The organism is Planctomycetia bacterium, from assembly GCA_034440135.1.
Lineage (GTDB): Bacteria > Planctomycetota > Planctomycetia > Pirellulales > JALHLM01 > JALHLM01.
Genome location: JAWXBP010000135.1, coordinates 1 through 26,810, shown reverse-complemented (window position 1 = coordinate 26,810; position 26,810 = coordinate 1). Strand labels below are relative to the sequence as shown.

Below are 26,810 nucleotides of genomic sequence, written 5' to 3'. Positions count from 1 at the left end.
CCAATCCGCCGTGCGGGAATTCGTGCGGTTCGGCGTCGCTCCATTGGTTCCACACCACGGCTTGCACCGACGGTTTGGCCAGCAGGATTGGCAGGAAATCGTCCACGAACTTCGCTTGCGCCGCGGCGTTCCAGCCGCCGGAGATGGCGTTGGCGTCCGGTTTCGCCGCGCCCCAGGCTGCGGGGTCGGCAGCCATCCCGCTGGGGGCCGTGAGACACACGAACAGCGGCAAGCCGAGGCAACTCCAGAGGTCGATCAATCGCGCAAAATCCAGCCGATCCCGCAGAGCGCTCCCCGCGCCGGTGAAACCCATGCTCAGATCGAGCCCAATGGCGGACAGTCCCAGCCCTGCCCGCACCAGCGCGTCGGCGAAGTGCAACGGCGAAAGATCGACGTCCGTGCGGGCCATGTACTCGGCCCACGGTTGATCGAATCGTAAGATCACCGGCGTGTTCGGATCGGCGTGGCGGACCGCTTCAATTGTGCTCACCGCCAGGCGGAGGCGTTCCTCTTCCGAGAGCGCGAGGGCGCGGCCGGTATTCACCCGGGCGGCGCATTGCCAGGCGGCCACTTTGCCGCGATACCGGCTGATGACCGTCTCGATGAAGTCACGCACCACGGAGACGATGTTGTCGAAATCCCCTTCCCACAGGCAGAGCCAGTCGGGCAGGGTATGCGCGTCGAGCTGCAACAGCGGCCCGCCGATGACCGGCCGGCGATTCGCCACGCACCAGTCGATCAACTTGTCCGGGCGCGTCCATTGATACGCCCCCTCGACCGCCTCGATCTCCCGCCACACGATTGGAATCGAGGCGGCGTTGAAGCCTTCCAGGAAGGCCTCGGTCCCTTTGCCCGTGGGCGGAGCCGCTAGTTCCGCGGCCAATACAGTCGGCAACTGTGGCGTCTGCCGCCGGCGGACCGCCAGGGCCTGGTCGACGTAGCAGCGGGCGAGCGCGTCGCTGCCGTCCAAAGCCAGCGCCAGCGCCTGCTGCGCGGCCTCGATCGCTTCGGCGACCTTGTGCTGGCCCACGGCCGCCCGGGCGAAATGCTCGGTCGCTTCCCGCAGCTTGTTCCAGACATCGTCGTCGACCACGAGGCCAATGGCCTGCCAGTCGGCGGCCTGGTTGCGGAGCTGGTTGACTTTGCCCCGGGCCAGCTCAACGGCGAACAGGTAGGGCTCGGCCCGCTCCACGAGCGTGCAGGTCTGCAGCATGATTTCGCCGCGTCCCGGCACAATCCAGGGGATATGGAAGTTGCCGGAGTCGTTGACCGAGCGGGTCAGCTGGATTTCGTTCGCCGTGCGCCGGGTTTCGCAACGCCAGGGCACCAGGTCGATTCCGGTCGCAAAAGCCCGCTCATGGGCCTGTACGGACAGACTGCTGGGAGGCGGGACCAAAAAGCGAATCAGTCCCATACATCGTTCACTCCCCAGTCGCGTGGCGGACGCCGCCGCACGCCCGTCCAAGCTGCTCCGGCGGTAGATTTACGCGAGTCTACCGAAGCGGAGAGCGGGACACAAGTTGGCTGGGATTTGGGGGTGGGGAGACCGGTTGAAATAGTTGCGGTTACTGCTGCCAGCGGAACGGCTTGATCCGGAAAATAACCACGGCCATCGTGAGCAGGACGACGATTTCAAGCCAGGTGAGTCCCATTTCAGTTGGTTCTACCCTCCAGCGCAGGAGAAAGCCCCGCTCAGGATTCGTCCAACAAGGCGGATTCGCATTTGACTGTGGGAGGCGTCTCCTGACGCCGATTCGAATGATGCGAGAATTGCGTATCCTGCTTTTCTCGCAAAGAGTGCTAAATCCATCGGCGTCGGAGACGCCTCCCACAGTTGTTCAGGCTGCCGATGCCAAACGTCTGATTCGCCTTGGCGGGACCACGGCGTCGACCGCGCACTACTCTTGATTTGACCGCGGCAACAGCGCCCGCTCTTTCTCGCCGCTGCGACTTCGCAGCGAAATGAGCGGATAGTCTGGACTGGGCCGGAAGGCGAAGAGAAACAAACCGACCACCGGCACGACTCCGACGGTCAGGTACGCCAGCCGACGGATCGCTTCCCCGCTCGTCGGCGGTCGCCGCTTGGTGAAAAACTCCACCCGCGAGTCATAGCCAAAGCGGCCGACCACGCGTTCCCGTTCCACGACCGGTAAGCTCGTCGCGAACGCCAGCATGAACGCGATGTAAACGATGACGCCCAGCAAAGTGAGGATGGAGAAGCGCGGTTTCATTCCGTCGACTCCTTGGCTCTCCGTTCCAGCACGCAGTAGCGCCAAAGCGACAACGCCCCGCCAACTAGCCCGAAGGCCAGCGCGGTGTTGTTAATCACCAGGAAGTAAACGTCTTCGTCGGCGGACGTGCCGGCGAGCGTGTTGGTGAGATTCTCCAACCAGTTGAGCAGTGGCCAGATGTGGGCATTGTGATATGTGATGGCGGTGAAGGCGAATAAGACGGACAACAACAGCCCTCGCGCGAAGACCGTCCGCCCCGAGGTTCGTCCGGTGGCCACGATCAGCACCAGGAACATCAGGCCCCACCACAGCCATCGCGCCACAGCGCAAACCGCCAGGCTTTGGAACGCGGCCGCGTTGATCGCCACGTAAGCGGTGACGCCCAGCAAGGAGAGGATGGAGAAACGTGGTTTCATGTTGGCGATTGTACCCTTGCACCGGAGCAAACGCCTATTCCGAATCAAGGGGTTGGTAATCGCCTCTGCGAACTACTCGCGCCACTTCAATTCTTCCAACTTGCGCAGCTTTTCTTCGATCGCGTCCCCTTCGTAAAACCAAAGCCGCCCGCGGGCCGTGACGGTTTCTCCCGGCGGGCAATCCGGGAATTGCGGGTCGCTGTGCAAGCACGGGCAGGGTGCGTTGCCCCACGTGCGTTGGTTGGGCGTCCAGGCCATGATCACCCAGCGTTGGCCGTCCGGCGAGCGGCAGCAGGCGTAGTCGCCGCGGAACAGTTTGTTGTCGTTCGTCTGTTCGGCGAATCCTTCCAGCCCCTTGAGCATCGCGCACATCTGCACGCGCAAATCGGAGAGCGTTTCGTCGGACCTGTTTTGCAGGCGGCATTCCATCGCCACGCCGTCCGCTTGCTCCTTTGGCCGTCGTTGTAGCACGCGGTATCGCCAGAGTGCCAGGGAGCCGCCGAGTAAGCCAAAGTTGAATGAAGCGTTCGCTACACCGCAGCGATACAGCTTGAGATTCAATTCTCCGTAGTCCTCGTATTCCCATCTCGGTTCAGGAGACATGAGAAGGATCGCGTAGTGCGGCATCGCACGTTTTTCGCTGTCGAGGAACCGCTCGTCAACGTAGTCGCGGCCTTCGTACAGGGTGGCAACGGCCACATAGATGAGGCACGTGGCGAGCATTCCCCGAGCGAAAGTAGACCCGCCCGAGTTGCTGTTTGCCCCTTCAATTGCCAACGCTGCCAAGACGGCAATCCAAAGACAGAAACTCAGTGTGTTCCAAATCGAAAGAGGGTAGATCAGTCCCGCAGCGGCCACCGCCAGATAAGCCGTGACGCCGAGCAACGCAAGAATGGAAAACCGGGGTTTCATTCCGCCTTCTCCTTCGCCCGTCGTTCCAGCAGGCGATATCGCCAAAGTGCGAGCGAGCCGCCGAGTAGGCCGAACGCTAGCGAGACATTTTGAAATGCGACGAGGTAGATTCGCAAGTTACCGGTGCCCGCAGCAAACGGATCGAACCAAAATCGATCGTTCGGATAGGGCCACTCAGAAGTCAGACTTTGAATTGCGCCGGCAACATAGACATGTGGTAACGGCGGTTGATCGAAATGGACCATTCGATAAACGAATGTCGCGGCGCCATACACCAATGTCACCAGTACCATGCCCCTTGCAAATACCGTGATTCCCGACGAATCTTGCGCTGCATAGATAGCGGCGACTACCAGAATTGCCAGCCAGATAAAAAACGCGACGTTCGACCACGCATCGCCGTTGATCCTCAATGCAGCGGCATTCACCGCCACCCACGCTATCACTCCCAGCAATGTAAGTAAAGTAAACCGTGGTTTCATTCCGCCCCCTCCTTCTCGCGCCGTTCCAGCACGCGGTATCTCCAGAGCGACAACGCCCCGCCAACTAGCCCGAAGGCCAGCGTGGCGTTGGTAATCACCAGAAAGTAAACGTCTTCGTCGGCGGACGTGCCGGCGAGCGTGTTGGTGAGGTTCTCCAACCAGTTGAGCAATGGCCAGAGATGGGCGTTGTGATACGTGATGGCGGTGAAGGCGAATAAGACGGACAACAACAGCCCTCGTGCGAAGACCGTCCGCCCCGAGGTTCGTCCGGTGGCCACGATCAGCACCAGAAACATCAGGCCCCACCACAACCAGCGAGCCACAGCGCAAACCGCGAGGCTTTGGAACGCGGCCGCGTTGATCGCTACATAAGCGGTGACGCCCAGCAGCGTGAGGATGGAGAAGCGTGGTTTCATGCCCGCGATTCTACACCTGCGCGCGAGCAATCGCCTATTCCGAATCAATCGCAGCGAAGTCGCGTTCGTCAACTACTCGCGCCACTGCGAAGCTTCCAATTCCCGTAACTTCATTTCGATCGCTTCCCCTTCGTAGAACCAAAGTCGCCCGCGGGCTGTGACGGTTTCGCCCGGCGGGCAATCCGGGAACTGCGGGTCGCTGTGCAAGCAAGGGCACGGGGCGTTGCCCCAGGTGCGTTGATTGGGCGTCCAGGCCATGATCACCCAGCGTTTGCCGTCTGGCGAACGACAGCAGGCGTAGTCGCCGCGGAAGAGCTTGTTGTCGTTCGTTTGTGCGGCGAATCCGTCCAGACCCTTGAGCATCGCGCACATCTGCACGCGCAGGTCGCTTAGCGTTTCGTCGGAGCCGTTCTGAAGCTGGCATTCCATCGCCACGCCATCCGGTTGCGGCGTGACGCGCGCGCCGAACGTCACGCCGTTCGGGAGCCGGCGCTCGATTTCGAGTTTTCCATCCTTGAGCCGGCGCCATTCCAGTTTTTCAAGCTCGATCTTTTGCTTCGTCCACATCGTGTCGATGTGCGAATGCGCCAAGTATAGCAGTCCATGCTGGCACCAGATCGCCTCGGGTACGTCGATTACCACGTAACTGCGATCATCCCACGGGGCGAACACGCTCACCTTCGTCTCGCGCTGCGGACGCAAGGCCCCGTCCAAAAACCCAATCCGCGGATGTCGCCCGCCCGGATACGGCAGCACCTTCACGTTGCCGCCAGCGGTCTTGGGCGCTGGCTCGCGTGTAACGCCCAACCGTTCCGCGGCAGTGTCCACTTCCGCCGGAGACATTCCCGTCGCGGCGGCCGCTTCCTCGGCGGTAAACCGGTGATCGCCGAGCATGTTCGATAGCCAGTAGCGCAACTCCGCATCGTCCAATGGCGGGCGCGGATCCGCTTGCTCGTTGAGCGCCGCCGGCAGCGGCTGCGCGGGGCATGGAGAGCCGTGAATCGCCCAGCTAAGGGTGACGGCGAGAACCATTCCGAAGCGCCTTGTTGTGTAGTTCATGGCAGATGGTTGTAAGCCACACAGGATTCGTTGTCAAAATAAGGGATTGGACGAAGCTGGGCGAATTCGGCCGCGCGGATTCCTCTGGGTTGTCGGGCCCGCACTCTCTAGAATCCTCGCCGCGCCGGACGGCTGCCTGCAGAACATTCCCGAACCGAGGTCCGAACCATGCCGCTTCGTCAACCGCGACGGCTTGTCTACCTGCTGATTCCGCTCGGTTGGGCAGCTGGTTGCAGCACGCCGCCGCCGCTCGACATGCCGGACTTTGCCGATCCCGGCCCCGCGGCCTACCAGCAGCGCCGCGCGAATCGCTGGGATATTTATCCGGAGACCGACAGCACGGCGTCGATGGACGGCGCGCGGCCGCGAGAATTTGTCTCCTCGAATCCCGAGCCCACCCGCGCCCGCTGGTCCTTCTGGCCCTTCTCCGGGCAATAGCCTGAGCCATCTCGATCGCTGGCCCGTTCCGGCCAAGTGGTATAATCGCAAGACGGCAGTTGGCACACCCGGAACGAGCGATGCGGCATTCAGCGACCCGAGTAACTGGTCTAAATCCGAAGACGCGGGCGCCTGGGGCTGGGGCCGCGGTTGCTGTATGCCGAGGTCGCTACCACTGGGGCATCGCAAATCGTCGCGCCCAGGATCAACGAAGCCCCAGCGATTTGGATGATTCGACCGGAAAGCTCACTGCCCCTGCCCCAGGCACCCGTCGTCGAACGATTACGTCAATTCTCCCTCGCTGGCGCGTCGGGCTAGTGTGGGCGATCGTCCTCGTCACCGTGACGAATGGCCAAGCCGCAGAACCTTCCCGGACGAGCTATCGTGAACGCCTGGAAACGCTCGCCACGGATTGCGCGAACGAAGGACTGACGGACGAAGCGGCGGCGATTCGCGCTTGGGCCGCGCCGCGCGATTCGCAGTGCTTCTACCCCGTCCTGCCGGAAGCGCTCGTGCCGCTGAATGCGAGCGCGGGCGATGAAAACTCCTGGCCTGTGCGGTTCGCCAAATTGCGGAGCGAGCGCGCGGACGAACTTTACGAGCAGGCCAAGCAAGCCGTCGGCGCCGGGCGTTCTGGCGAAGCCTACCAAACACTTTGGAACACGCTGCGCGAAAACCCGGATCACGCGCTGGCCCGCAAGTCATTGGGTTACACGTTGATCGAAGGGGCGTGGCGGACGCGATTTGAAGCCGAAAAGCACCGCGCCGGCCAGATCTGGCATGCGGAGTTCGGATGGCTGCCGCAGGAGCACGTTGCGCGCTACGAGGCCGGCGAGCGCTATTACCTGAAGGGCTGGATCTCCGCGGAAAAGGAGGCGGAGCTACGTTCCGAGTTGGCGCGCGGTTGGCTGGTGCAAACCGAACACTACTCGATCCGCACGAACCACAGCCTCGAAGCGGGCGTCAAGCTGGCGACCCGCTTGGAACGGTTGCACGCCGTCTGGCGACAATTGTTCGTGACCTATTACGCCTCGCCAAGACAAATCGCCGAGGCCTTCGTGCGCAAGCCCCTTGCGGCGCCCGCCCGGCGACTGCAGGTCGTCTATTATCGCGATCGCGCTGAATACCTGTCAGAGCTGCGCGCACACGCGGCGCAGATTGAGATCACGACCGGCTTCTATCTGGGCGAAAAGGAGACGGCCTATTTCTTCGCGGCCGAGGAAGAAGACGTCGCCACGCAATACCACGAGGCGACGCACCAACTGTTCGGCGAAAGCCGGCCGATTGCCCGCGGCGTCGGCGCGGATGGCAACTTCTGGATCATCGAAGGCATCGCCTGCTACATGGAATCGCTGCGCGAGCGCGATGGGCGGTGGATCACCGGCGGGCTCGACACGGTCCGCTTGTTGGCCGCGCGACAACGCTACACCGACGACCAGTTCTACTTGCCGCTCGCCGACTTAACCGCTCTGGGCATGAGCGAATTGCAGCAGAACCCGAAAATTCGCAGCATCTACAGCCAGTCGACGGCGATGACGCACTTCCTGCTGCACGGCCTCGACGGCAAGTACCGCGAAGCGGCGATGCAATATATCCTCGCCGTCTACACCGGCCGCGACCGCGCCACCACGCTCAGCGAACTCACCGAAACCGAATACGCCGACCTCGACCGGCAATACGAGGCATTTATTCAGCAAGTGCCATTGCCTGGGGAATAGCCGTTGATTGCAAACAGGCGTAGCGCGGGCCGCGCGCGGGAGAAATGCCTCCAGCCGTTCCAGTCCCGCTGCAGCGAAAAACTTGTTCCCATCCAAAAAGTAAGGCCCGCCGTGTTGGACGGCGGGCCTCGTTGTTGACATCGCGAAGCGTACGGGCTTTCAACGACCGTTGGGCCAACCAAGCCGATCGATTTACGCCGGCCCGCCCTACGCATCTCTATTGGAATTCGCCGCGCTATTTCCCTTGAATCTCGTCCGCCAAGGCGCCAGCGTCGTAGAGCTTGCGCAGCGATTCGATAATCGACGCGCTGTGGACCGACACCGCTCGGGCTTGCACGTCGCTGTAAGCGTAATCGAGCACCAGCGACTGGATGTTGCCGTCGAAGATGATGCCGACGACTTCGCCGGCGCGATTCACGACCGGGCTGCCGGAGTTGCCGCCGATGATGTCGGCCGTGCTCACGAAGTTGAACGGCGTATCGGCCTTGATCTTCCCGCGCTGCGTGAGCCAGCTTTCGGGCAGCTTGAAGGGATCAATGTTGCCATGGGCCTCGGCATGCGCGAACGTGTCGCCCATCACGGTCCAGGGCGGGATCTGCTGGCCGTTCTCCTGAAAGCCCGTCACGATGCCGAACGCCAGCCGCAACGTGAACGTGGCGTCGGGATACGTGTCGGTGCCGAGCGTGGCGAAGCGGGCGTCGGCGATTTTCGCGTAGGCCTGACGCAGCGGCTCTTCGACCTGGTCTTCGTAGCTCTTGCGAACTTCACGGGCCGCGGCGTCGACTTGCTTAGCGAGCAGAATCATCGGGTCGGTTGATGCGGCGATCGCCGGCTGTCCCCCTTTGGACAATTGTTTTCGCACCGCCACGTCGCCCAGCTTCGAGTTGTTCACCAACTCAGCGGCGCGGTCGCGCGGGGACTTGCCATTCAACGTCGCGGTCACGACGGGATGATCTGCGCCGAGCATTTCCATCATCATGCCGAGCGAATCGGCCAGCTTCGCGGTTTCCAGAGCCGGATAGATCGGCGCTTCAGAGAACAGCTCCTGCTTAATCGAATCGAGGTTCGACTCGCGAAACTCGCGCAGCCGCTGATCGTTCGGCTTGGCGGATTCGTCGGCCATGCGCACCAAGGTGCGGGCCTTGTGGAACAAGTCGCTGTTGAAGGCCTGCCCGGTTTCGATCAGATAGTTTTCGTTGTACAGCCCGTCCCAGATCAGCAGCGTTTGCTCGATGTCGCTCCAGACGTTGGCAGACGCCTTGAGCTTCGGATCGGCCGCCACGGCGGCTTTCAATTCCGATTCCGCGGCGCGCTTGGCGTCCATCAGCGTCGGGTCCTGCAGTCCCGCCAAACCGCCGAGCCGCGCCTTGCGGCTGTTCTGATAGCCGAACAACTCGTCCTGAGCCTGCCGGGAATTCTCCAGCGACTTATCGGCATAGTTTTTCAATGACACCTCGCGGCGGCGAATCAAATTGAGCGACGTGGGGACGACGCGGTCGCGCATGAATTCCAAATGCTTCACGGTATTCAGTCGGCTCGTCCGTCCCGGATGCCCGGCGACGAAGACTAACTCCTGATCCGCCGCGCCTTTTTCGCTCCACTTGAGGTAGTGCTCGACCTTGGCTGGCTTGTTGTCTTCATAGACACGGAAGAAACAGACGTCCAAGTCGTAGCGCGGAAACTCGAAGTTATCCGGGTCGCCGCCAAAGAAGGCGATGTCCTTTTCCGGAGCGAAGACCAGCCGCACGTCGGTGTACTTCTTGAAGCGGTAGAGGTGATACTGCCCGCCCTGATAGAGCGTGATCACGTCGCTGCGAAAGCCGGTTTTCTCCGTCGACTCCTGCTCGATCGTGTTCATGATCGCCCGCCGCGCGAGCTGCGATTCCGCCGGAGGCAGGCCCGGCTTCACCGCGGCGTTCACCTTTTCGGTCACGTCCTCGATGCTCTGCAGGACGTTCAATTCCAGGTCGACGCACGGCACTTCGTCGGCCCCGTTGCGGGCATAGAAGCCGGTGGCGATGTAATCGTGATCGGCGTCCGACATTTTTTGCAGGGCATCGGCGCCGACGTGATGGTTCGTCATCACCAGACCGTCTGGCGAGACGAACGACCCTGAACCGCCGCTGTTGAACCGCACGGCCGAGCGCTGCAGATGCTCGAGCCAAGCTTGGCCCGGTTCAAACTGATACTTGGCCTTGAGCTGCTTGAGCGGCGGGTTGCTGAACAACCACATGCCTTCATCGGCCGGAAGCTTCGTATTCATGGCAATCACCGCCAACAGGATCGCCGCCAGGGCGGAAGAGAGAATGCTTCGCATACTGCGTCCTTTCCGTGGAAAGAGATATTTGATTCAGTGACCGCTGGGTCAGGCCGTGTCAAACTTTAGTTTTTGCATTGCGCTGCGACCAGAAAAAGCCTACGGCCACGAGCGTTCCCGCGAGTGCGCCGAATGCGATGATCGGCGGCCAGTTTCCATCAAATAGAACTGAGCCTGGCGCACTGGATACACTCATTCTGTCCGCCGCGTCGCTGATCCAGCGCATAGCAGTCGACGATTCCCTATTGCTCCGTGCAAATTCGATGAATGCCAGCAAGACGCCCGCCAAAGATCCGCCAGCGATGAAGCCGCTGGATAGCAGCACTGCAGGGCTCGATTCGGACTCCGCGGCGGCGGATTTCGTGAAACGGTCAACGATCCACCTCAACATGCCGCCCAGGAAAATCGGCAATGAAGTTTGAATCGGCAAATAGACGCCCACGGCGAATGGCAGCGATGGTACACCGGCCAATTCCAGCGTGACGGCGATCAAAGCGCCGATCAGCACCAACTCCCACGGCAGCTTCTGATTCAAGATCCCGTCAATGATGATCGCCATTAGTCGCGTCTTCGGCGCCTCGAACTTGGTGACTCGGCGGCCGTCGTCCGTCTCGGCCAGCCGTCCATTGATTGCCGGATCGACGAGATACTTGATATTGCCGTTGTCATCGAGCAAGTATTTTCCAGGCCGGACACCTTCGGCGTCGCCTTCGAGCGCATGCCAAACGTGATACGTCGCGGTATCGGATGAGTATTGTCCGCCAGATTTTTCCAAGTGCGTCAACGAACTGATTTCGGGATGCACATAGGCCGGCAAATCCTTCGTCGAATAAACGGTACCAGCGCTGTTCAAGAGCAAGAGCGTCACTCCCATGACGAGCGCGGACGTTAGTGCGCCAATCATGATCGCCCACTGCTGGTACTTAGGCGTGGCACCAACCAGAAAGCCGGTTTTTAAATCTTGGGCCGTCGTGCCGCCGTTGGAGGAGGCGATACAGACGATCGCCGCAACGGTGAGCGCGGTAATCGTCGCCATTTTGCCTGTTTCACCCATGAGCAAAAATACCAGGCAAGTGAGCAACAACGTCGCGACCGTCATTCCCGAAATCGGGTTCGACGACGAGCCGATTTCTCCGGTCAATCGCGACGAGACCGTGACAAAGAGGAAGCCGAACAAGACAATCATTCCCGCACCGACCAGGCCGCGCGGGTTAAAGCCTAATCCCATCTGGGGAACCGCAGCGATGAGTAGTACCAATACCAAACTGCCGATCAGAACTACTCCCATTGGCAGATCGCGTTCCGTGCGCGGCTTTTCCACCGGATTGTCACCGCCCTCCTTGGTGCGACGAAGATCGCGCAGACCGCTCGCGATACCGCCAAAGATCAGGGGCAACGCCTGCATCATGCTAATCAATCCGCCCGTCGCCACCGCGCCGGCGCCGATATATAGGATGTAGTCGTCCCTCAATTGTTTGACCATGCCGCCAATGCCTCGGGCGTCGAGCGGGAGCGGCTGGTCGACTGGGCCGGCGTAGACGAAGAAGATGGGCGCGAGCACCAGGTAAGCCAAGACGCCACCGGCAAGCATGATGGAAGCAATGCGAGGCCCAATAATGTAGCCAACGCCCAGCAACTCGGGACTTAATTCACCGCCAATGGCGCCGCCGCGCAATCCGCGTCCATCGGCGGTGTACAGCCGCGTGATCGGTCCTTCGCGCCAAAGATGCAGGATCTGCTCCATGCATTTGTGAACGAATGCGATACCAAACCCCGCGAACACCGTCGCCGCGGTCGCGCCGCCTTTTTCGCCGACGATCAACACATCTGCGCAGGCCGTGCCTTCCGGGTACGGCAACTTGCCATGCTGGCGCACGATGAACGCTCGGCGCAGCGGGATCATCATCAGGATGCCCAGCAATCCTCCGAGGACGCCGACCGTCATCACGCGGGTGACTTCCATGTCGAACCCGAGCAGCATCAGCGCCGGGATCGTCACGCCGACGCCGAACGCGATCGACTCGCCGGCTGACCCGGTCGTTTGGACGATATTGTTTTCCAGGATCGTTGCGCGACGCATGCCGGTCACGCGCGAGAACAGGCGGAACAGCGTGATGGCCAGTACGGCTACGGGAATCGACGCGGAGACCGTCATCCCCACCTTAAGAACCAGGTAGAGCGATGAGGCGCCGAAGATAATGCCCAGCACCGCGCCCAGGATCACCGCCGACCAGGTGAACTCCGGCATCTCGGCGGAGGCCGGCACGAACGGCTGGAATTCCGGCTCCGGCGCGCTCGGCGGCGCGGGCTTCTGTTTCGCCATGCTGCATCCTTCAGGCCAGCGAGCTAGTTGCGGGCGCGCCAACCCGCGCGCCTCGTGCATAGCTTGCCGGGTCAGCCCTCGGATTGCAAGGACCGGTGGGCCAGCCGGCTAAGAAATTGGCCAGGCGAGGCGGGGGAATGACGAAGGTCGAAATCCGAAATGTCGAATCAAGCTAGAATGACGAATGTCGAATGAACTAGACCTTGGTCCATGGCGTCTCCCGGCAAGGGAGACTTTTTCCCGCGGTTTCCTCCATTCGACATTCGGATTTGATTCGTCATTCGGATTTGGACCTTCGTCATTCCCATTCCGCCCCCTTCCCCTTGTTCGCGGGTCCGCCGCCAGTTAGCTTTGCGACATGAACGAGAAGGCGCTCAAAGACCGGTTGGAAGTCGCCGTCGCGGCCGCGCGCGAGGCGGGGGATATCACGCTCCGTTATTTTTGCACGGACGGATATCACATTGAACGTAAGCAAGACGCCACGCCGGTCACCGAAGCCGACCGCGGCTCGGAGTTGCACCTCCGCGAACGCATCAGCAAGGCCTTTCCGGACGACGCCATCCTGGGCGAGGAGTTTCCCGACACGCCGGGTACTTCCGGCTATCGCTGGATTCTCGATCCCATCGACGGTACCAAGTCGTTTATCTCCGGCGTACCGCTTTATGGCACCTTAGTCGGCGTCGAACATGAGCGAGCCAGCGTGATCGGCGTCATTCACATGCCGGGGCTCGACGAAATGGTTTACGCCGCTAAAGGACAGGGCGCCTGGCACGTCGTTCGAGGCGGTTCGCCGCAACCGGCGCGCGTCAGTGAGAAGGTCAAGCTATCCGACGGACTACTCACTTACTGCGAGCTGCGCACCTTCACGAATTGCGGGCGCGGCGAAGCGTTTCGCCAGTTGGAAGCCGCCTCCTGGCTGACGCGCACTTGGGGCGATTGCTACGGCTACCTGCTCGTGGCCACTGGGCGTGCCGAGGCGATGATCGATCCCGTGATGAACGTCTGGGACGCCGGCGCCATTCAGCCGATTCTCGAAGAAGCCGGCGGCACCTTCACGGACTGGTCCGGCCAGCCGACCATCCACAGCCAGGAAGGCATCGGCACTAACGGCAAGGTGCTCGAAGAGATTCTTTCGATCACGCGCAGTGCAACTCGCAAGCGCTAATCAGCTGCTAGCAAGTGATCGCTGGCAAGCTTGACGCTAGCTGGGCCCGATTGATACACTCGTCGCGCTTCGTGCGCCAGGGTTGGCGCACCATGACGAACCGCAGTCGCTAGGAGAAGGGATTCTCTCTGTGATCAATCCGCTCTGGAATTGGTTTCCCACGCCGTCAAATCGTCCACGCAACGGCGCGCTGGTAGTCGCGGAAATCGGCCAGAATCATAACGGCAGCCGCCGGTTGGCCGAACAGCTCGTCGACGCGGCCGTTTGGGCTGGCGCCGACGCTGTCAAACTGGTCAAGCGCGACCTGGATAGCGAGTTATCTCGCGACGCCCGCGAGCGCCCCTATCAATCGCGTCACGCCTACGGCCGCACCTATGGCGAACACCGCGCCGCGTTGGAGTTGACCATCGACGATCACGCGGCGCTGGCCGAACGCGCGCGTCGTCACGGACTGTTGTGCATCGGCACGGGCTGCGACCTGGCGAGCGTCGACGCTTATTGCCGCATCGGTGTCGATGGCTTGAAGATCGCCTCGCGGGACGTGGACAACTTGCCGCTCGTCGATCACATCGCCGCGCGCGGCCTGCCCGTCTTCATGTCGACGGGAATGTCGCCGCTGGAGGAAATCGACGCCGCGGCCGAAGTGCTGAATGCGCGTCGCGCCCGCTGGGCCGTGTTGCATTGCACGTCGCTCTACCCCACGCCGCTCGAAGACGTGCATCTCCGCAGCATTCAAACCTTGGCCGATCGTTACCAAGTCCCGGTCGGTTTTTCGGATCACTCGCCTGGGATTCTCATCGCGCCCTTGGCGGTTGCTTTCGGCGCCCTGGTCATCGAAAAACACCTCACGCTCGACCGCGCCGCGCAAGGTTCCGACCACGCCTGTTCGTTGGAACCCGATGAGTTGCGCGAACTGATTGGCAACCTTCGCGCCTCGGAAACGGCGCTCGGCGATGCTTCCAAGCCGGTGCCGCAGGCGGTGACTCCCATTCGGGCGCGGCTGGGGCGCAGCCTGGTCGCCCGTGTCGCGATTCCGGCCGGCACGCGCATCGAAGCAGAGATGCTGACGCTCAAATGCCCCGGCGACGGGATTCACTGGACCGAACGTCACGCGGTGGTTGGTCACCACGCCCGAGGCGACATTGCGGTCGACGACTTGCTCACTCTGGACGATGTCTCGACCGAGGCGCCGAAGACAAAGGTTCTCCCCAAAGCCCGCATGTAGCTGCCACGGGGTGGTCGGGACTGGACTTCTATCGCCCGGGCTGGTTTGCTACGATCCGCCCCCCTAGGTGGTAAGTCCGGCTGTGGATGCCCGCCCCGCAATGGAGTGTGGAATGAAGGTTCTGGCGCTGACCGAAGGAGCCGACCACGTCTGCTGCCGGTATCGCATTGAGGCCTTTGCCGGCGCCTTGGCTGAGCGTGGGGCGCTGCTAACCACGTTGCCGCTCGCCACCACGACCTGGGGACGCCTGCAACAATTCCGCCAGGCCGGCCGCGCCGATATGGTCATCCTGCAACGCAAGTTGTTGCCGATTTGGCAGTTGCAATTGCTGCGGCGCTGCGCTCAACGACTGATTTACGATTTCGACGACGCCTTGTTCCATCGCGATAGCTATAGCCGCAAACCGGCCGAAAGCTGGACCCGGCTGTCGCGCTTCTGGGCGACCGTCTATGCCGCCGACCTCGTCGTCGCTGGCAATGAATACCTCGCGAACCGCGCGCGAACCTACATCGAACCCTGCCGCGTCGCGGTCTTGCCGACCTGCGTGACGCCAAATCACTATCCAGTCGCCCGGCATGAACGCCAGGGCGAAGGAATCGAGCTGGTCTGGATCGGCCAGCACAGCACGCTGCCATCGCTGTCGCAAGCTGAGGCGTGCCTCGCGGCCGCGGCGGATGCGATCCCGGGATTAGGTTTGCGTGTGATCTGCGATCGCTTTCCCAAGTTGGCTGGCTTGCCAATTCGCGCGGTGCAGTGGTCGCGCGGTTCGGAAGCGACGAACATCGCCGCGGCCGATATCGGCATTAATTGGCTTCCGGACGATCCCTGGAGCCAAGGCAAATGCGGCCTGAAGGTGTTGCAGTATATGTCGGCCGGTTTGCCCGTCGTGGGAAACCCAGTCGGGATGAACCGGGAAATGATCGTGCCGGGCGAGACCGGCTTTCTGGCCAGCACGCCGGAAGAGTGGAGCGAAGCGGTGCGGCAGCTTGCCTATTGCGCGGCCTTGCGTCGCCGCATGGGGGCCGCGGCCCGAGCGCTGGTTAATGCGCGATACAGCGTAGCTCGTTGGTCCGAAGAGTTCGCCTCACTCATTCTGGGACACGGCTCAGAACGCCTTGAGGGAACGCATTTCACGTCCAGTCAGAACCGAACGCCAGTCAGCTATGTGGAGGCGGCGGCATGAAACGATGTGATGCAAACTTGCGCAAGACGTATCTTGCTGCTATGGCCATCTTGGTCGCGACGACGGCCGGCGGTTGCGCAAACTATCCGTGGATGTTTTCGCGCACGTTGACGATGGACAATGAAATATCGCGCGAACAACTCGTCGTGCACAGTGATTTCGATAACGCCGAACAACGGCGACTATTCGATCAACTGACGGGCATGCGGCCGGAAATCCTCGGTACGTTGGCGCTCCCGGCGTCGAGCGATCCGGTACACGTTTATCTCTTCGGCGATGAAGCCCGGTACAGCAAGTACACGACTGCCAAATATCCGGACATGCCGGAACGCCGGGCTTTTTTCGTGGCGGAAGAGGACGGGCTCAAGGTCTTCGCCTACTCAGGCGAATACGTGGTCGAAGATCTGCGCCACGAAGTCACGCACGGCTACCTGCATTCGATCGCGCCCAAGATTCCGCTCTGGCTCGATGAAGGACTGGCCGAATACTTCGAGACCGCCGATCACCGCAATGCGCCGCACATCGAGCAGCTCACCTCGCGGCTGATGCAAGGCGGTTGGCGTCCGAACTTGGCGCGGCTAGAGAGCCTCACCGCCGTCGGCGACATGGAGCAGATCGACTATGCCGAAAGCTGGGCCTGGGTCCATTTCTTGCTCAACACCAACGAAGCGCGCGTCAATCTCTTACAGGCGCACCTCCGCGCGATCCGCGCCGACGGCAGCGACCGTCCGTTAGCCGAGCAACTCAAGCAACTCGGCCCGCGCCCGGAGGAAGAGCTCATGGCTTACATGATGGCCATGGCGCCACGGCCGTAAGCGCTTCGCACGCTTTTCAACGCCTAAAGCAGCTTCAAATCCGCCAGATAGCCGCGGATCTTTTCGCGTTCTTCCTCGCCGAAACGGCGGAATGGCTCGGCTAGGAAATCGTCGCACAGGCCCAGGCAGGAGAGCGCGCATTTGAGGCCGCGCAGGTAGCTGGAGCTATCGCGCGTGACGCTGTAAATCGTCGTGCTGATGCGAATCACTTGGCGGTGAAGTACGCCGACGCGATCGAGATCTTTCGCCCGGGCGGCTTCGTAGAGGTCCACGTACAGGCGCGGAAAGAAGTTGGCGCCGCCGTTGATGCCGCCATGCCCGCCGAGCATCAGGGTCTCGGCCAGCAATTCTTCAGGACCGACGAGAAGCGAAAAGTCGCGTCGCCCCTCGAACAGGTGCAGCAATTCGTGGAAGTAGATCATGTTCGCCGAACTATCTTTCAGCCCTACGACGTTCGGTAAGTCGGCCGCTTGCCGCACCAGCGCCGGTTGAAACACCAGTTTCGTGTGGCTCGGCATGTTGTAGAGATACAACGGCAGCGGCATCTCCGGCGCGAGCGCCTCGAGATAGGCCAGCAGCTCGCTCTGCCCCGCGGTGAAGTAATACGGCGGCGCCAGCACGACGCCCTGCGCTCCGGCCGCGGCCGCCGCCTGCGCCAGATGAATCGTCTCGATGAATGACGTATCGGTGATGCCCACCAACACCGGCACGCGCCCGGCGACCTGTCGGCACGCGCGACGGATGACTTCATTGCGCAGGCGGTAGCTCAGGCTGGGCGCTTCGCCGGTCGTGCCGAGGATGAACAGTCCGTGCACGCCGCCGGCCAGGATGTGTTCAATCAAACGCTCCAGCCCGGCCACGTCGAGGGCGTCTCGGTCGACCAGCGGCGTAACAAGCGGCGGCACAATGCCGCGAAGGGGGCGCGGGAGTTCAGCGGTCATGGCGAAAAATCGGGGCGGCGCGGGGGTTTTCGGGGGCGAAAGCCTGTTATCATAGTCGCGACCTAGAAACCGCACCATGACGCGACGCGAGCAATGCCATCCGCGCCGCCAGCATCCGGAGCGAACGTATGTCGCGCTGCCTGACCCTGTTGATCGCCGCCATGGCCACGACGGCCCTCACGGCCGCCGAGCCCATCAAGCTGCATCCGGCGAACCCGCATTATTTCGAGTTTCGTGGTCGCCCGACGGTGCTGATCACCTCCGGCGAACATTACGGCGCGGTCCTTAACGGTAAGTTCGACTATTCGCGCTATCTGAACACGCTCCGCGAGCACGGCTTAAATTTGACACGCACGTTCTCCGGCACGTATCGCGAAATCCCCGGCTCGTTCAACATCGAAGAAAACACGCTCGGACCCGAGCCGGTCGATTTTGTTTGCCCTTGGGCCCGCTCCGATCAGCCGGGCTGCGCCGATGGCGGCAACAAGTTCGACCTGCACCGTTGGAACGACGCGTATTTCGCGCGCCTCAAAGACTTCGTCACCCAGGCGGGCGAACGCGGCATCGTCGTGGAGTACGTGCTGTTTTGCGTGCTGTACGACGACGGGCTGCACCAGCACAGCCCCATGAACGCGGCCAACAACATCCAGGGCATCGGCAAGATCAAGCGCGAGGAATTCCTCGCCATGCAGGAGCCGGCGCTGCACGACGTGCAGATGAAATTCGTGCAAAAGGTCGTCGGTGAATTGCGCGATTTCGAGAACGTCTATTTCGAGATCTGCAACGAGCCGTATTTCACAAACGTCACCAAGGAATGGAGCGAAGCCGTCTCAAAGAAGATCGCCGCGACCGAGGCGGACCTGTCGGCCAAGCACTTGATCGCGCAAAACATCGCCAATGGCACGCAAGAGGTGAAGGAACCGAATCCCCTCGTCTCGATCCTCAACTTCCACTACGCGCACCCGCCCGATGCCGTGGCGCAGAACTTCGGTTTGAATCGCGTGATCGGCGACGACGAGACCGGCTTTGACGGCACGGGCGACGATTTCTATCGTCGCGAAGCCTGGGACTTCATCCTGGCCGGCGGCGCGGTATTCAGCAATCTCGACTACTCCTTCAGCGTGACGCACCCGGACGGCACGAAGCAGTACACCAAGTCGCCCGGCGGCGGCAGCCCAACGTTGCGCAAGCAACTCAAGGTGCTCAGCGATTTCATCCACGGATGCGACTTCGTGCGGATGCGGCCGGAGAATGCGCTGATTCGCAGCGAACTGCCGGAAGGCGTCACGGTCCGCCTGCTTGCCAATGCTGGCAAGGAATACGCCGCCTACCTTCAAGGCGGCGATCAACTCACGCTCTCACTCGAACTCCCTGCTGGCCGCTACACGGCAACCTGGTTCGAAACACGCGACGGAAGTATGCTGGGCGAGCAATCGATTTCCCACAGCGGCGGCGAAGCGGAATTGAAATCGCCCGCCTACAAGGGCGAAGCGGCGTTGAAGCTCGTCGCTGAGTGAAATCCTGCTGGTCAGGCGCACAGATCGAAGCAGATAGGTATGCAATACGGCCAACCGTGGTAACATCCCACAAACGCACGCCAGGGGCGTGCGTGACGGATCGGCGTCTTCTCCTGTCAGGCACGTCCCTGGCATCGGCTCGGGTTGTGCGGTACTTGATCTTCGCGCAGGGATTTTCGTCTTCAACTGCGGCGCCTGACCTAAAGCTTTGCGACGTCATCGTGTGAATCACCACTCCGGCGGCTAGGTCGGCGCGTGGCGGCAGTTTACAATCGGCCTTGGCCGCCGCCGACTGGCTGTGAAGGTTGCGCGTTGACGGTCGCTTTCGATGGCCTCGGCGCAAATCAGACTATGGCCCAGCTTTCGCGGTGCATTGTCGTCCGGCAATGTTTGCTTGCCGTTTCAATTTGCCTGCTCTGCTCGGACACATCGTTCGCGGATCAGCCTTACGGCCTCGAGCAGCGCGTTCCTTGGACGCGATCCAAACTCGTCGGATCGCCGGAACCGCCGCTGCCATACACCGTGGCGAGGATGTTCGAGCAACTGGAATTGAAAAAGCCGATCTATCTGGCTGAGGAGCCGGCGACCGGCCATCTCTTGGCGATTCTGGAAGGGACCGACGCGGAGCACCCGTCGCGGATCGTGCGCTTCGATAACCGGCAGGACGCCACCGTCGCCGAGCCGTATTTCGAATTGCCGGGCAGGTTGATCTACTCAATCTGCTTTCATCCGGATTACGCTTCGAACGCTCAAGTGTTTGTGTTCACGAACGGCCCGACCGGCCAGCCGGAGCGGACGGATCGCATTACGCGTTACACGGTCACGCAAACCGATACGACGCGCATCGATCCCGCGTCGGAGCAAATTATCCTGGAATGGCGCTCCGCAGGACACGACGGCGGCGACATGGCCTTCGGCAACGACGGCCTGCTGTACATTTCCACCGGCGACGGCACCAGCGATTCCGACGGCTTGAATTCTGGGCAGACGGTGGACGACCTCCTGGGCGCCGTGCTACGGATCGACATCGACCGTCCTGCGGGCGATCGACGCTATTCGTCGCCCGCTGACAATCCGTTCGTCAACATGCCAGGCGCGCGGCCGGAGCTTTGGGCCTACGGACTGCGGAACCCCTGGCGAATGAGCTATGACCCGACGTCCGGCCAACTCTGGGCGGGCAACAATGGGCAAGACCTGTGGGAAACCGCGCATCTGGTGCGGCCGGGCGAGAACTATGGATGGAGCGTGTATGAAGGCAACCATCCGTTTTATTTGGGCCGCCAGCTTGGTCCCGCGCCGCTTACGCCGCCGACGATCGAGCACCACCACGCTGAGTTTCGCTCGCTCACCGGCGGAGCGGTCTACCGCGGGAAGCAACTCGCGGCGCTTGACGGCGCATACGTTTACGGCGACTACTCGACCGGCCGCATCTGGGGCATGAAGCACGATGGTCAGCGCGCGGAATGGCACCGAGAGCTGGCCGATTCATCGCTGCAAATTGCGGCCTTCTGCCTGACCCGCGCCGGCGAGCTACTGATCGTCGACCACGCCGGCGGGATTTTTCGTTTGGAAGTCTCGCCGCCGGTCGTGCAACCGAACGCTTTCCCGCAACTGCTCAGCGAAACGGGGCTATTCATCAATACGGCCAAGCACGAGGCCGACCCGGCGCTCGTGCCGTACTCGGTGAACGCGCCGGCCTGGAACGACGGCGCGACGGTAGAACGCTTCGCGGCCTTACCGGATGAAACGCAGGTGACATACGACGCGGGACGAAGCTGGACTTTCCCCGATGGCGCCGTTTTGGTGCAGACCTTGTCGCTGGAGCAGCCTTCCGACGCGGTATTCTTGCAGCGTCGCGTCGAAACGCGCGTCATGCTTAAACAGCAAGGTGAATGGAACGCATACAGCTACGTCTGGAACGACCGGCAAACGGATGCGCAACTTGCGCCGAAGGAGGGGATCGACCAAGTGCTCGCCGTAAGCGGCGAGAACGGCAGCGACGTCCAACAACCCTGGCGCGTGCCGAGCCGCGCGGAATGCCTGGCGTGTCATAGTCGCGCCGCCAACTTCGTGCTCGGCCTGGCGTCGATGCAACTGGATCGTGAACATTCCTACGGCGCTGTCCGTGACAACCAGTTGCGCGCCTGGGAACATGCCGGACTGTTCACAGCGCCGCTGCCGAAAGACGACGACGCCCCGGCGCGACTCGTCGATCCCTACGACGATCAACAGCCGCTGGAAGCGCGGGCGCGATCATATCTGCACGTGAATTGCTCCGCTTGTCACATGGAGGCCGGCGGCGGCAATGCCAAAATGGAGTTGGGCTGGAGCACGGCGAAAGAGCGGATGAACCTCGTCGCGGCGCGTCCGCAACATGATACGTTTGGCGTCGATAACGCCATGCTCGTTCACCCCGGAGATCCCGAACGCTCGGTGCTTTGGCAGCGGCTTCGTCGTCGCGGGCCAGGACAAATGCCGCCAGTAGCCTCCCGCGTTAATGACGAGAACGCCGTGCGGTTATTTCAAAACTGGATCGCGCAGTTACCACCGGATCGGCCATTGGTGAAGCAGTGGGCGCTCGATGATTTCCCCCCAAGTTGGGAGCAAGAACTCGCGGACCATTCCACGGAAGCCGGCGAGCGTCATTTTCGCGGGACGGGCTGCATTCAATGTCATCGACTGGAAAAGGAAGGTGGCGTGGTCGGCCCGGATCTGGCAGCGATCGGCCAGCGGCTCAAACCGACGGAGATGCTTGAGGCCATTCTGCTGCCATCGAAAGTGATTTCCCCGGGCTACGCGGGCGTGACCATCGAAACCGTCGACGGTCGCCTGATCACGGGCCGAATTGAGCAGGAAGACGCCGATCAACTGATTGTGCGACCGGCGTCGTCGACGGAGCCGAGCGTGGTGATTCAGATTGCCGACATCGAAGCGCGGCATCCTTTGGAGACTTCGAATATGCCCAGCGGCACCGTCGATGTCCTGCAGAAGGACGAGATCGTGGATCTCGTGGCCTTCCTCATGTCGCTGCGCGGCACGCCCGCGAGTGGCCGCTAAGTACACCCGCATGAAGTTGGATGCGGGGTGCCACTGGCGGCTTGTCCGCCAGTGCTGGAGTTGGGCTTGCTAACGAGATCAAAACTGCACTGGCGGACAAGCCGCCAGTGGCGCCCATCGCATTTTTACTTCTGCGTGTGCACTTAGCCGCGCCCCACAGTCGCGTCATCGCAATCGTCAATCGTAGTTTCGAGGTGAGCGAAGTGTCCAAGAAATACCGTTTGGTGCGCCGGCAATTCATTCCGCGGAGCGTCGAGGAGACGTTTGCGTTCTTCTCCGACGCCATGAACCTGGAGGCGATCACGCCGGCGTTTCTGAAATTCAAGATCCTCACGCCCGCGCCGATCCTCCTGCAGCGCGGCACGGTGATCGACTACCGCCTGAAGATCATGCACGTGCCGGTGCGTTGGCAGTCAATTATTGAAACTTTCGAGCCGAACCGCCGCTTCACGGACACGCAGTTGCGCGGCCCCTACCGGCGCTGGCATCACCTGCACGAATTCACGCCGGTCGAAGGGGGCACGCTGATGACGGACTGTGTGGACTACGAAGTTCCATTAGGCCCGCTGGGTTCATTGGCGCACGTGCTGTTCGTCAATCGCTCACTTCAACAGATTTTCGACTACCGGCAAACCAAGGTAATTGAACTGCTCGGCGAACCCTCGCTGGAGCAAACTCAAGCTTATGCAAACGCGTAGCAGAATCCCGTACTGATGCAGAGGATTCACCACGGAGTCACGGAGACACCGTGTGGAATGACGAAATGCGACATCGCCGATCGCTTCCCCTTGCGCCTCCTCGCGTCCCCGCAAGCTTCTCTGCGTCTCAGCGCCTCCGCGTTTCAAAATGGAATCCTCTCCGTGCCTCCGTGACTCCGTGGTGAATCCGAATTAAAGCAGCGGGGCCAGCAGACGGACTGCATTACGCACGGCGCGTCGCGTCAGCGAGCAGGCGAGCCAGTCGTCCAAGCGCAATGCAGTTGATTGTTGAATGTACCGCTCCTGCAAGTTGCGCAGCGACTTGGTAAACCCTTCGTCGTAGATCAGCAGCGAGATCTCGAAATTCAGCCACAGCGAGCGCGGGTCGAGATTTAGCGAACCGAACAGCGACATCCGTCCGTCCACGGTGATGCTCTTGGTGTGCAGCAGACCGCCGTTGAAGCCCATGATCCGCACGCCGTGCGCGAGGAGATCGCCCGACATGGATTCGCTGGCCAGCCGCACCAGGCGTGAATCGTTCTTCGCCGGCACGACGACGGTCACCGCCACGCCGCGGAGCGAGGCGCTCGTGAGCGCGGTCATGAGGTTTTCGTCCGGCACGAAATACGGCGACGTAATGACCAACTCCGTTTGCGCCGAATAGACCGCGGTCAACAGGATCTGGTTGATCACTTCCGGCTTGAATTGAGGTCCGCTCGGAATCGCCTGCATAATGGCGTCCGATTGACTGGGAACCGCGAGGCTATGTTGCTTCTTCAGCGCTTCGCCGGTATCCAGTTCCCAGTCCGACGCGAACGTCAGCCAGAGCGCATCGACAACCGGGCCTTCGATCCGCGTCATCGCGTCGACCCACTCGCCGACATGCGCGTCTTGTTTGAAGTATCGAGGATCAACCAGGTTCTGGCTGCCGGTATAGCCCAGGCGCTCGTCAATCACGACGATCTTGCGATGATTCCGTAGATCGAGCCGCCGAAACCAGAGCCGTATCAAGCCCACGGGTAAGGCGGCATGAACTTCCGCCCCGGCCTCTTTCAATTGGCGAAACGCCGGACTGCGCACGAACGCAGAGCTGCCGAGTGCGTCGACCTGGATCCAGCATCGCACGCCCCGCTTGGCGGCGCGCTCGACGGCCGCCAGCACATCGTTCGCCAGGCCGCCGTTATGCCAAATATAGAACTGCAGGTAGATCGATTCGCGCGCGGCATCGACGTCGGCGATCAGCCTTGCAAAGAACTCCGGCGCCGAGGTCAGCAACTCCCAGCGATTGCCCGACTGGGCATCAAGTCCCACGAGCCGCTTCGACAATCTCGCTAGCGCTCGCCCGCCCGGGCCGTAACGACTTACGTCGAGCTGCTCGGCCGCGGCGAGTTGCTTGCCGCGAAAGCGTTCCGTGAGGCGCTCGGCTCGCCCGGCGCGCGTGCGGCCCAAGTAAGTCTCGCCCACGAGCACATACAGAAAGCCGCCGAGAAACGGCAACAGCAGAATGATCGAAAGCCAGGCCAGCGAAGTGCCGACCGGGCGGCGGCGCATGATCACGCGAAACGACAGCCCAAGCCGAATCAGCCAGTCGCCCACCAGCAACAGCACGGCCAACCAAGAAAAGTAGTCCATGCCGGCCAGTCTAAACGATCAGAGAACCGACTGACATGAAGCGCAGTGCGACAACCGAGGAGTGTTGTGCAAGTCACGAAGCGCGAAATGACGAAGGTCGAAGCCCGAATGACAAATCAAATCCGAATGTCGAAAGTTCTCAAAGTGAGACAACCGCAATCGCAACTTGCCTCGTCACTCTACTGTCCGCTCGAATTCCTCCGCGTCTCGGAACTTGCGCGTCTCAAAGCAAAAACCTACCGTGTCCTCGATGGTTAAGCCTCAAAAATGCCCAAAAAAAGTCCAAAAAAAATCCCGGCCGATGCTACTGGGGTCGCATGGCCAGGACGGTGGACTGTATTTTTTTGCTACAGGTGTTCGATTCTGCGTGTCTCGTTTTGCAACACGTGAGTCGGGAACCGGTGTTGCCATCCAGTTCCCGACTCGACGAGTTTGCGTGATGACCTCTCTCCGTTCCTCAGGAAAGCTGCCTCTCCCGTTCCAAAACGTGCCTCTTCCGTTCCGGAACAGTCTCTGTTCGGCTACTTTCCCTGCGAGATCCACGCAAGGTTGCACTTGCCTCTTCTTCTCCACCGGCCCCGACAGCTAAGCGAGTCTTGTTGCAGGCCTCTCCTCCGCACCAGGCCCCGCCACACTGTTTTGCCGACGGACGCTCTATTAGCAAGTGCCGTGCCAATTGTCGCTGCGCGCAGGTCTAAACGAGATTGACGGTGACTCCCGGCAGCTGCTATTCACCGCCTGCAACCCAGCCTCGCCCTAATCTCGATTCCGTGGAGCTCGTCAATCATGCGCCGAGAACCCTTACTTCCGTTGACCCTGCTCCTCGCACTTTGGCTCGCCACGGGCTGTGCGAAAAATCGCCAGGCGACCGTGGCCACGCACGGTTCGGACCAGGCGGCCGTCTGCACCTCCGGCTGACGGTAGCGAACTAAACGTGCATGGTTCATGCACGCGGAAGACTCGCGGAGCGGCGATAAATCAACTTGCTATCGGCCCGTGCTACGGACCGGCGCCTGAGGAAACGGCGAACCGGTGGGGCGCTGAGGGCCCGGAGAGGCCGGCTTGTTTTGTGCGCTTGCGCTACCGGCCGGCGCAGGAATCGGCACTCGCACATAGGGATTGGGGACCGGCGCAGGCGGCGTCACGACCACTGGCTTCGCGGCCTTCGTTGTCGTCGGGGCCAGGGTCGTGGCAGACGACTCCATGCGGCGACGCAACCAAAACGGCGTGCGCGGGTCGGTCGCAGCGTCTCCCGCAGTCTTCCATTTCATGAGCGGATCGCTGGCAGCCTGCGAACGCACGGCCGACTCCCCGATCTGCATGCCGGGCTGATATTTGCTGACGTAGGCCTCCCGGTCCAGTTTGCTATCGCGCGACTGACGCTCGGACAGATCGAACCAGCCGCCGCTGAACGCGTCGAAGTCGTTCTCGGCAACCTCCGCCGCCGCGACGTGCGCCACGTGCTCGGCCTCTGGCTGCCTGGCCTGCCAGTCCTCGAACTCCTCATCCACTTCAAAGTCCACACGGGGTGCGGAAGGTCCTTCAACGTTGGCAAACGCCCAGCGGTAGTCCGGATCGACCTCGTGAGCGCTCGCCACGTCGGCGTTGGCGGCGGCCATGTCACCCAGCTTTTCGTAGACGTCGGCCCGGCGGTAGAAGGCTTCAGAGCGGCGCGGATCAACCAAGATTGCCTGGGAGAAATCGGCCAACGCCGCCTCTGTTTTGCCCGCCGAGGCATGAGCGCGGCCACGCCCGATGAGTGCGGCCGCTGACTTAGGATTCTCCGCCAAGATACGGTCGTAGACGACGATGGCGTGGCTGTATCGCTTGCGTCCCATCAGCTCGTCGGCCTGATCCAGTGGATCTTGCTCGGCGCAACCGGCAAACGCCAGCAGCGGAAGGAGTAGTGCTAGCGGATATGGGAATGAACGCATGATGCATCGCGCCGGGACGAATGCACCGGCCGGCGGCCGCGGGCCAGGTGCAGTTTCAATCTACCCGTCTACTACGAAAAGCATACGACTTCGGTTGTTGGAAACAATATCCGGGGAAAAATCCCTGTTCGCCCAACCGGGCGGCTGCGTCGGCGCCGGCTTGCTTGCTTCCTCAGTTGGAGCCGGTGCGCCCGCAAAGTTTTCCCAGATTGGCCAAAGTCGGGTGTGCGACTTTGACGATAGTTCGGACCGTATGAAATAGGCTGACTTTGCGGGCAGTCTTATGGTAGTTCAGGAGGTTTGCGGTTGTTGAGTAGACCGTGACTCGCTG

22 protein-coding genes are annotated in these 26,810 nt (G+C 61.5%); 10 read left to right on the top strand and 12 right to left on the bottom strand.

What is annotated here, in order from left to right; genetic code table 11:
• The 7 genes from SGJ19_07760 to SGJ19_07730 all read right to left on the bottom strand — a co-directional run.
• The coding region (locus tag SGJ19_07760) for an endo-1,4-beta-xylanase (GenBank protein ID MDZ4780130.1) at positions 1 to 1,414 on the bottom strand (1,414 nt) is incomplete at its 3' end.
• 484 nt (positions 1,415 to 1,898) lie between these two features.
• Positions 1,899 to 2,231 (bottom strand): hypothetical protein, encoded by a 333-nt coding sequence (locus SGJ19_07755; GenBank protein ID MDZ4780129.1) that lies wholly within the window; start codon positions 2,229 to 2,231, stop codon positions 1,899 to 1,901.
• On the bottom strand, positions 2,228 to 2,647 hold the full coding sequence (locus tag SGJ19_07750; protein MDZ4780128.1) for a hypothetical protein: 420 nt from the start codon (positions 2,645 to 2,647) through the stop codon (positions 2,228 to 2,230). The genes SGJ19_07755 and SGJ19_07750 overlap by 4 nt, the downstream gene beginning before the upstream one ends.
• A gap of 72 nt (positions 2,648 to 2,719) precedes the next feature.
• Complete coding sequence (locus tag SGJ19_07745) at positions 2,720 to 3,559, bottom strand: hypothetical protein (protein MDZ4780127.1); 840 nt, start codon at positions 3,557 to 3,559, stop codon at positions 2,720 to 2,722.
• Positions 3,556 to 4,041, bottom strand: a complete 486-nt coding sequence (locus tag SGJ19_07740; protein MDZ4780126.1) for a hypothetical protein — start codon at positions 4,039 to 4,041, stop codon at positions 3,556 to 3,558. The genes SGJ19_07745 and SGJ19_07740 overlap by 4 nt, the downstream gene beginning before the upstream one ends.
• The gene (locus SGJ19_07735; GenBank protein MDZ4780125.1) at positions 4,038 to 4,457 is read right to left on the bottom strand and encodes a hypothetical protein; all 420 of its coding nucleotides are present in this window, start codon (positions 4,455 to 4,457) and stop codon (positions 4,038 to 4,040) included. Before SGJ19_07735 ends, SGJ19_07740 begins: the two co-directional genes overlap by 4 nt.
• 72 nt (positions 4,458 to 4,529) lie before the next feature.
• Entirely contained in the window at positions 4,530 to 5,489 is a 960-nt protein-coding gene (locus SGJ19_07730; protein ID MDZ4780124.1) for a hypothetical protein, read from the bottom strand.
• A gap of 195 nt (positions 5,490 to 5,684) precedes the next feature.
• On the opposite strand from SGJ19_07730, the gene SGJ19_07725 reads away from it, so the two are divergent.
• On the top strand, positions 5,685 to 5,954 hold the full coding sequence (locus SGJ19_07725; protein ID MDZ4780123.1) for a hypothetical protein: 270 nt from the start codon (positions 5,685 to 5,687) through the stop codon (positions 5,952 to 5,954).
• 317 nt (positions 5,955 to 6,271) lie between these two features.
• Complete coding sequence (locus SGJ19_07720; protein ID MDZ4780122.1) at positions 6,272 to 7,672, top strand: hypothetical protein; 1,401 nt, start codon at positions 6,272 to 6,274, stop codon at positions 7,670 to 7,672.
• Between the two features lie 235 nt (positions 7,673 to 7,907).
• Here SGJ19_07720 and SGJ19_07715 read toward each other — a convergent pair whose 3' ends face one another.
• Together SGJ19_07715 and SGJ19_07710 are read right to left on the bottom strand one after the other, a co-directional pair.
• The gene (locus SGJ19_07715; GenBank protein MDZ4780121.1) at positions 7,908 to 9,989 is read right to left on the bottom strand and encodes a S46 family peptidase; all 2,082 of its coding nucleotides are present in this window, start codon (positions 9,987 to 9,989) and stop codon (positions 7,908 to 7,910) included.
• A gap of 58 nt (positions 9,990 to 10,047) precedes the next feature.
• Positions 10,048 to 12,312, bottom strand: a complete 2,265-nt coding sequence (locus SGJ19_07710; GenBank protein ID MDZ4780120.1) for an oligopeptide transporter, OPT family — start codon at positions 12,310 to 12,312, stop codon at positions 10,048 to 10,050.
• Positions 12,313 to 12,670: 358 nt separating this feature from the next.
• On the opposite strand from SGJ19_07710, the gene SGJ19_07705 reads away from it, so the two are divergent.
• The 4 genes from SGJ19_07705 (at position 12,671) to SGJ19_07690 (ending at position 16,700) form a co-directional block, all read left to right on the top strand.
• Positions 12,671 to 13,477 (top strand): inositol monophosphatase family protein, encoded by an 807-nt coding sequence (locus tag SGJ19_07705; protein MDZ4780119.1) that lies wholly within the window; start codon positions 12,671 to 12,673, stop codon positions 13,475 to 13,477.
• Between the two features lie 130 nt (positions 13,478 to 13,607).
• Entirely contained in the window at positions 13,608 to 14,702 is a 1,095-nt protein-coding gene (locus tag SGJ19_07700) for an N-acetylneuraminate synthase family protein (protein ID MDZ4780118.1), read from the top strand.
• 112 nt (positions 14,703 to 14,814) lie between these two features.
• Positions 14,815 to 15,885: a glycosyltransferase gene (locus tag SGJ19_07695; protein MDZ4780117.1), complete on the top strand. Its 1,071-nt coding sequence runs from the start codon at positions 14,815 to 14,817 to the stop codon at positions 15,883 to 15,885.
• Positions 15,882 to 16,700: a hypothetical protein gene (locus tag SGJ19_07690; GenBank protein ID MDZ4780116.1), complete on the top strand. Its 819-nt coding sequence runs from the start codon at positions 15,882 to 15,884 to the stop codon at positions 16,698 to 16,700. The genes SGJ19_07695 and SGJ19_07690 overlap by 4 nt, the downstream gene beginning before the upstream one ends.
• 23 nt (positions 16,701 to 16,723) lie before the next feature.
• On the opposite strand, the gene SGJ19_07685 is transcribed toward SGJ19_07690, so the two are convergent.
• Positions 16,724 to 17,641 carry a dihydrodipicolinate synthase family protein gene (locus tag SGJ19_07685; GenBank protein MDZ4780115.1) on the bottom strand — a complete coding sequence of 306 codons (918 nt, stop codon included), beginning with the start codon at positions 17,639 to 17,641 and terminating at the stop codon, positions 16,724 to 16,726.
• Between the two features lie 128 nt (positions 17,642 to 17,769).
• Here SGJ19_07685 and SGJ19_07680 point away from each other — a divergent pair, with 128 nt between their 5' ends.
• From SGJ19_07680 to SGJ19_07670, 3 genes are all read left to right on the top strand, one after another.
• Entirely contained in the window at positions 17,770 to 19,158 is a 1,389-nt protein-coding gene (locus tag SGJ19_07680; GenBank protein ID MDZ4780114.1) for a hypothetical protein, read from the top strand.
• A gap of 351 nt (positions 19,159 to 19,509) precedes the next feature.
• Positions 19,510 to 22,215 carry a PQQ-dependent sugar dehydrogenase gene (locus tag SGJ19_07675; protein ID MDZ4780113.1) on the top strand — a complete coding sequence of 902 codons (2,706 nt, stop codon included), beginning with the start codon at positions 19,510 to 19,512 and terminating at the stop codon, positions 22,213 to 22,215.
• A gap of 41 nt (positions 22,216 to 22,256) precedes the next feature.
• Positions 22,257 to 22,913, top strand: coding sequence for an SRPBCC family protein (locus SGJ19_07670; GenBank protein MDZ4780112.1), 657 nt, complete (start codon positions 22,257 to 22,259; stop codon positions 22,911 to 22,913).
• A 192-nt stretch (positions 22,914 to 23,105) separates the two neighbouring features.
• Here the strand turns inward: SGJ19_07670 and cls are convergent, their stop codons facing one another.
• A complete protein-coding gene (gene cls, locus SGJ19_07665; protein MDZ4780111.1) occupies positions 23,106 to 24,545 on the bottom strand; it encodes a cardiolipin synthase in 1,440 nt (479 codons plus the stop codon).
• 786 nt (positions 24,546 to 25,331) lie between these two features.
• Between cls and SGJ19_07660 the strand changes: the two genes are divergently transcribed.
• A complete protein-coding gene (locus tag SGJ19_07660; GenBank protein MDZ4780110.1) occupies positions 25,332 to 25,463 on the top strand; it encodes a hypothetical protein in 132 nt (43 codons plus the stop codon).
• A gap of 68 nt (positions 25,464 to 25,531) precedes the next feature.
• Here the strand turns inward: SGJ19_07660 and SGJ19_07655 are convergent, their stop codons facing one another.
• Complete coding sequence (locus SGJ19_07655; GenBank protein MDZ4780109.1) at positions 25,532 to 26,479, bottom strand: tetratricopeptide repeat protein; 948 nt, start codon at positions 26,477 to 26,479, stop codon at positions 25,532 to 25,534.
• Between the last annotated feature and the right edge of the window lie 331 nt (positions 26,480 to 26,810).

What these genes read in the sequence shown, in the direction of transcription:
- SGJ19_07755 (MDZ4780129.1), bottom strand. Translation starts at nt 2,231, where the DNA reads ATGAAACCGCGCTTCTCCATCCTCACTTTGCTGGGCGTCATCGTTTAC.
- SGJ19_07750 (MDZ4780128.1), bottom strand. Translation starts at nt 2,647, where the DNA reads ATGAAACCACGTTTCTCCATCCTCTCCTTGCTGGGCGTCACCGCTTAC.
- SGJ19_07745 (MDZ4780127.1), bottom strand. Translation starts at nt 3,559, where the DNA reads ATGAAACCCCGGTTTTCCATTCTTGCGTTGCTCGGCGTCACGGCTTAT.
- SGJ19_07740 (MDZ4780126.1), bottom strand. Translation starts at nt 4,041, where the DNA reads ATGAAACCACGGTTTACTTTACTTACATTGCTGGGAGTGATAGCGTGG.
- SGJ19_07735 (MDZ4780125.1), bottom strand. Translation starts at nt 4,457, where the DNA reads ATGAAACCACGCTTCTCCATCCTCACGCTGCTGGGCGTCACCGCTTAT.
- SGJ19_07730 (MDZ4780124.1), bottom strand. Translation starts at nt 5,489, where the DNA reads ATGGTTCTCGCCGTCACCCTTAGCTGGGCGATTCACGGCTCTCCATGC.
- SGJ19_07725 (MDZ4780123.1), top strand. Translation starts at nt 5,685, where the DNA reads ATGCCGCTTCGTCAACCGCGACGGCTTGTCTACCTGCTGATTCCGCTC.
- SGJ19_07715 (MDZ4780121.1), bottom strand. Translation starts at nt 9,989, where the DNA reads ATGCGAAGCATTCTCTCTTCCGCCCTGGCGGCGATCCTGTTGGCGGTG.
- SGJ19_07710 (MDZ4780120.1), bottom strand. Translation starts at nt 12,312, where the DNA reads ATGGCGAAACAGAAGCCCGCGCCGCCGAGCGCGCCGGAGCCGGAATTC.
- SGJ19_07705 (MDZ4780119.1), top strand. Translation starts at nt 12,671, where the DNA reads ATGAACGAGAAGGCGCTCAAAGACCGGTTGGAAGTCGCCGTCGCGGCC.
- SGJ19_07695 (MDZ4780117.1), top strand. Translation starts at nt 14,815, where the DNA reads ATGAAGGTTCTGGCGCTGACCGAAGGAGCCGACCACGTCTGCTGCCGG.
- SGJ19_07690 (MDZ4780116.1), top strand. Translation starts at nt 15,882, where the DNA reads ATGAAACGATGTGATGCAAACTTGCGCAAGACGTATCTTGCTGCTATG.
- SGJ19_07685 (MDZ4780115.1), bottom strand. Translation starts at nt 17,641, where the DNA reads ATGACCGCTGAACTCCCGCGCCCCCTTCGCGGCATTGTGCCGCCGCTT.
- SGJ19_07680 (MDZ4780114.1), top strand. Translation starts at nt 17,770, where the DNA reads ATGTCGCGCTGCCTGACCCTGTTGATCGCCGCCATGGCCACGACGGCC.
- SGJ19_07675 (MDZ4780113.1), top strand. Translation starts at nt 19,510, where the DNA reads ATGGCCCAGCTTTCGCGGTGCATTGTCGTCCGGCAATGTTTGCTTGCC.
- cls (MDZ4780111.1), bottom strand. Translation starts at nt 24,545, where the DNA reads ATGGACTACTTTTCTTGGTTGGCCGTGCTGTTGCTGGTGGGCGACTGG.
- SGJ19_07660 (MDZ4780110.1), top strand. Translation starts at nt 25,332, where the DNA reads ATGCGCCGAGAACCCTTACTTCCGTTGACCCTGCTCCTCGCACTTTGG.
- SGJ19_07655 (MDZ4780109.1), bottom strand. Translation starts at nt 26,479, where the DNA reads ATGCGTTCATTCCCATATCCGCTAGCACTACTCCTTCCGCTGCTGGCG.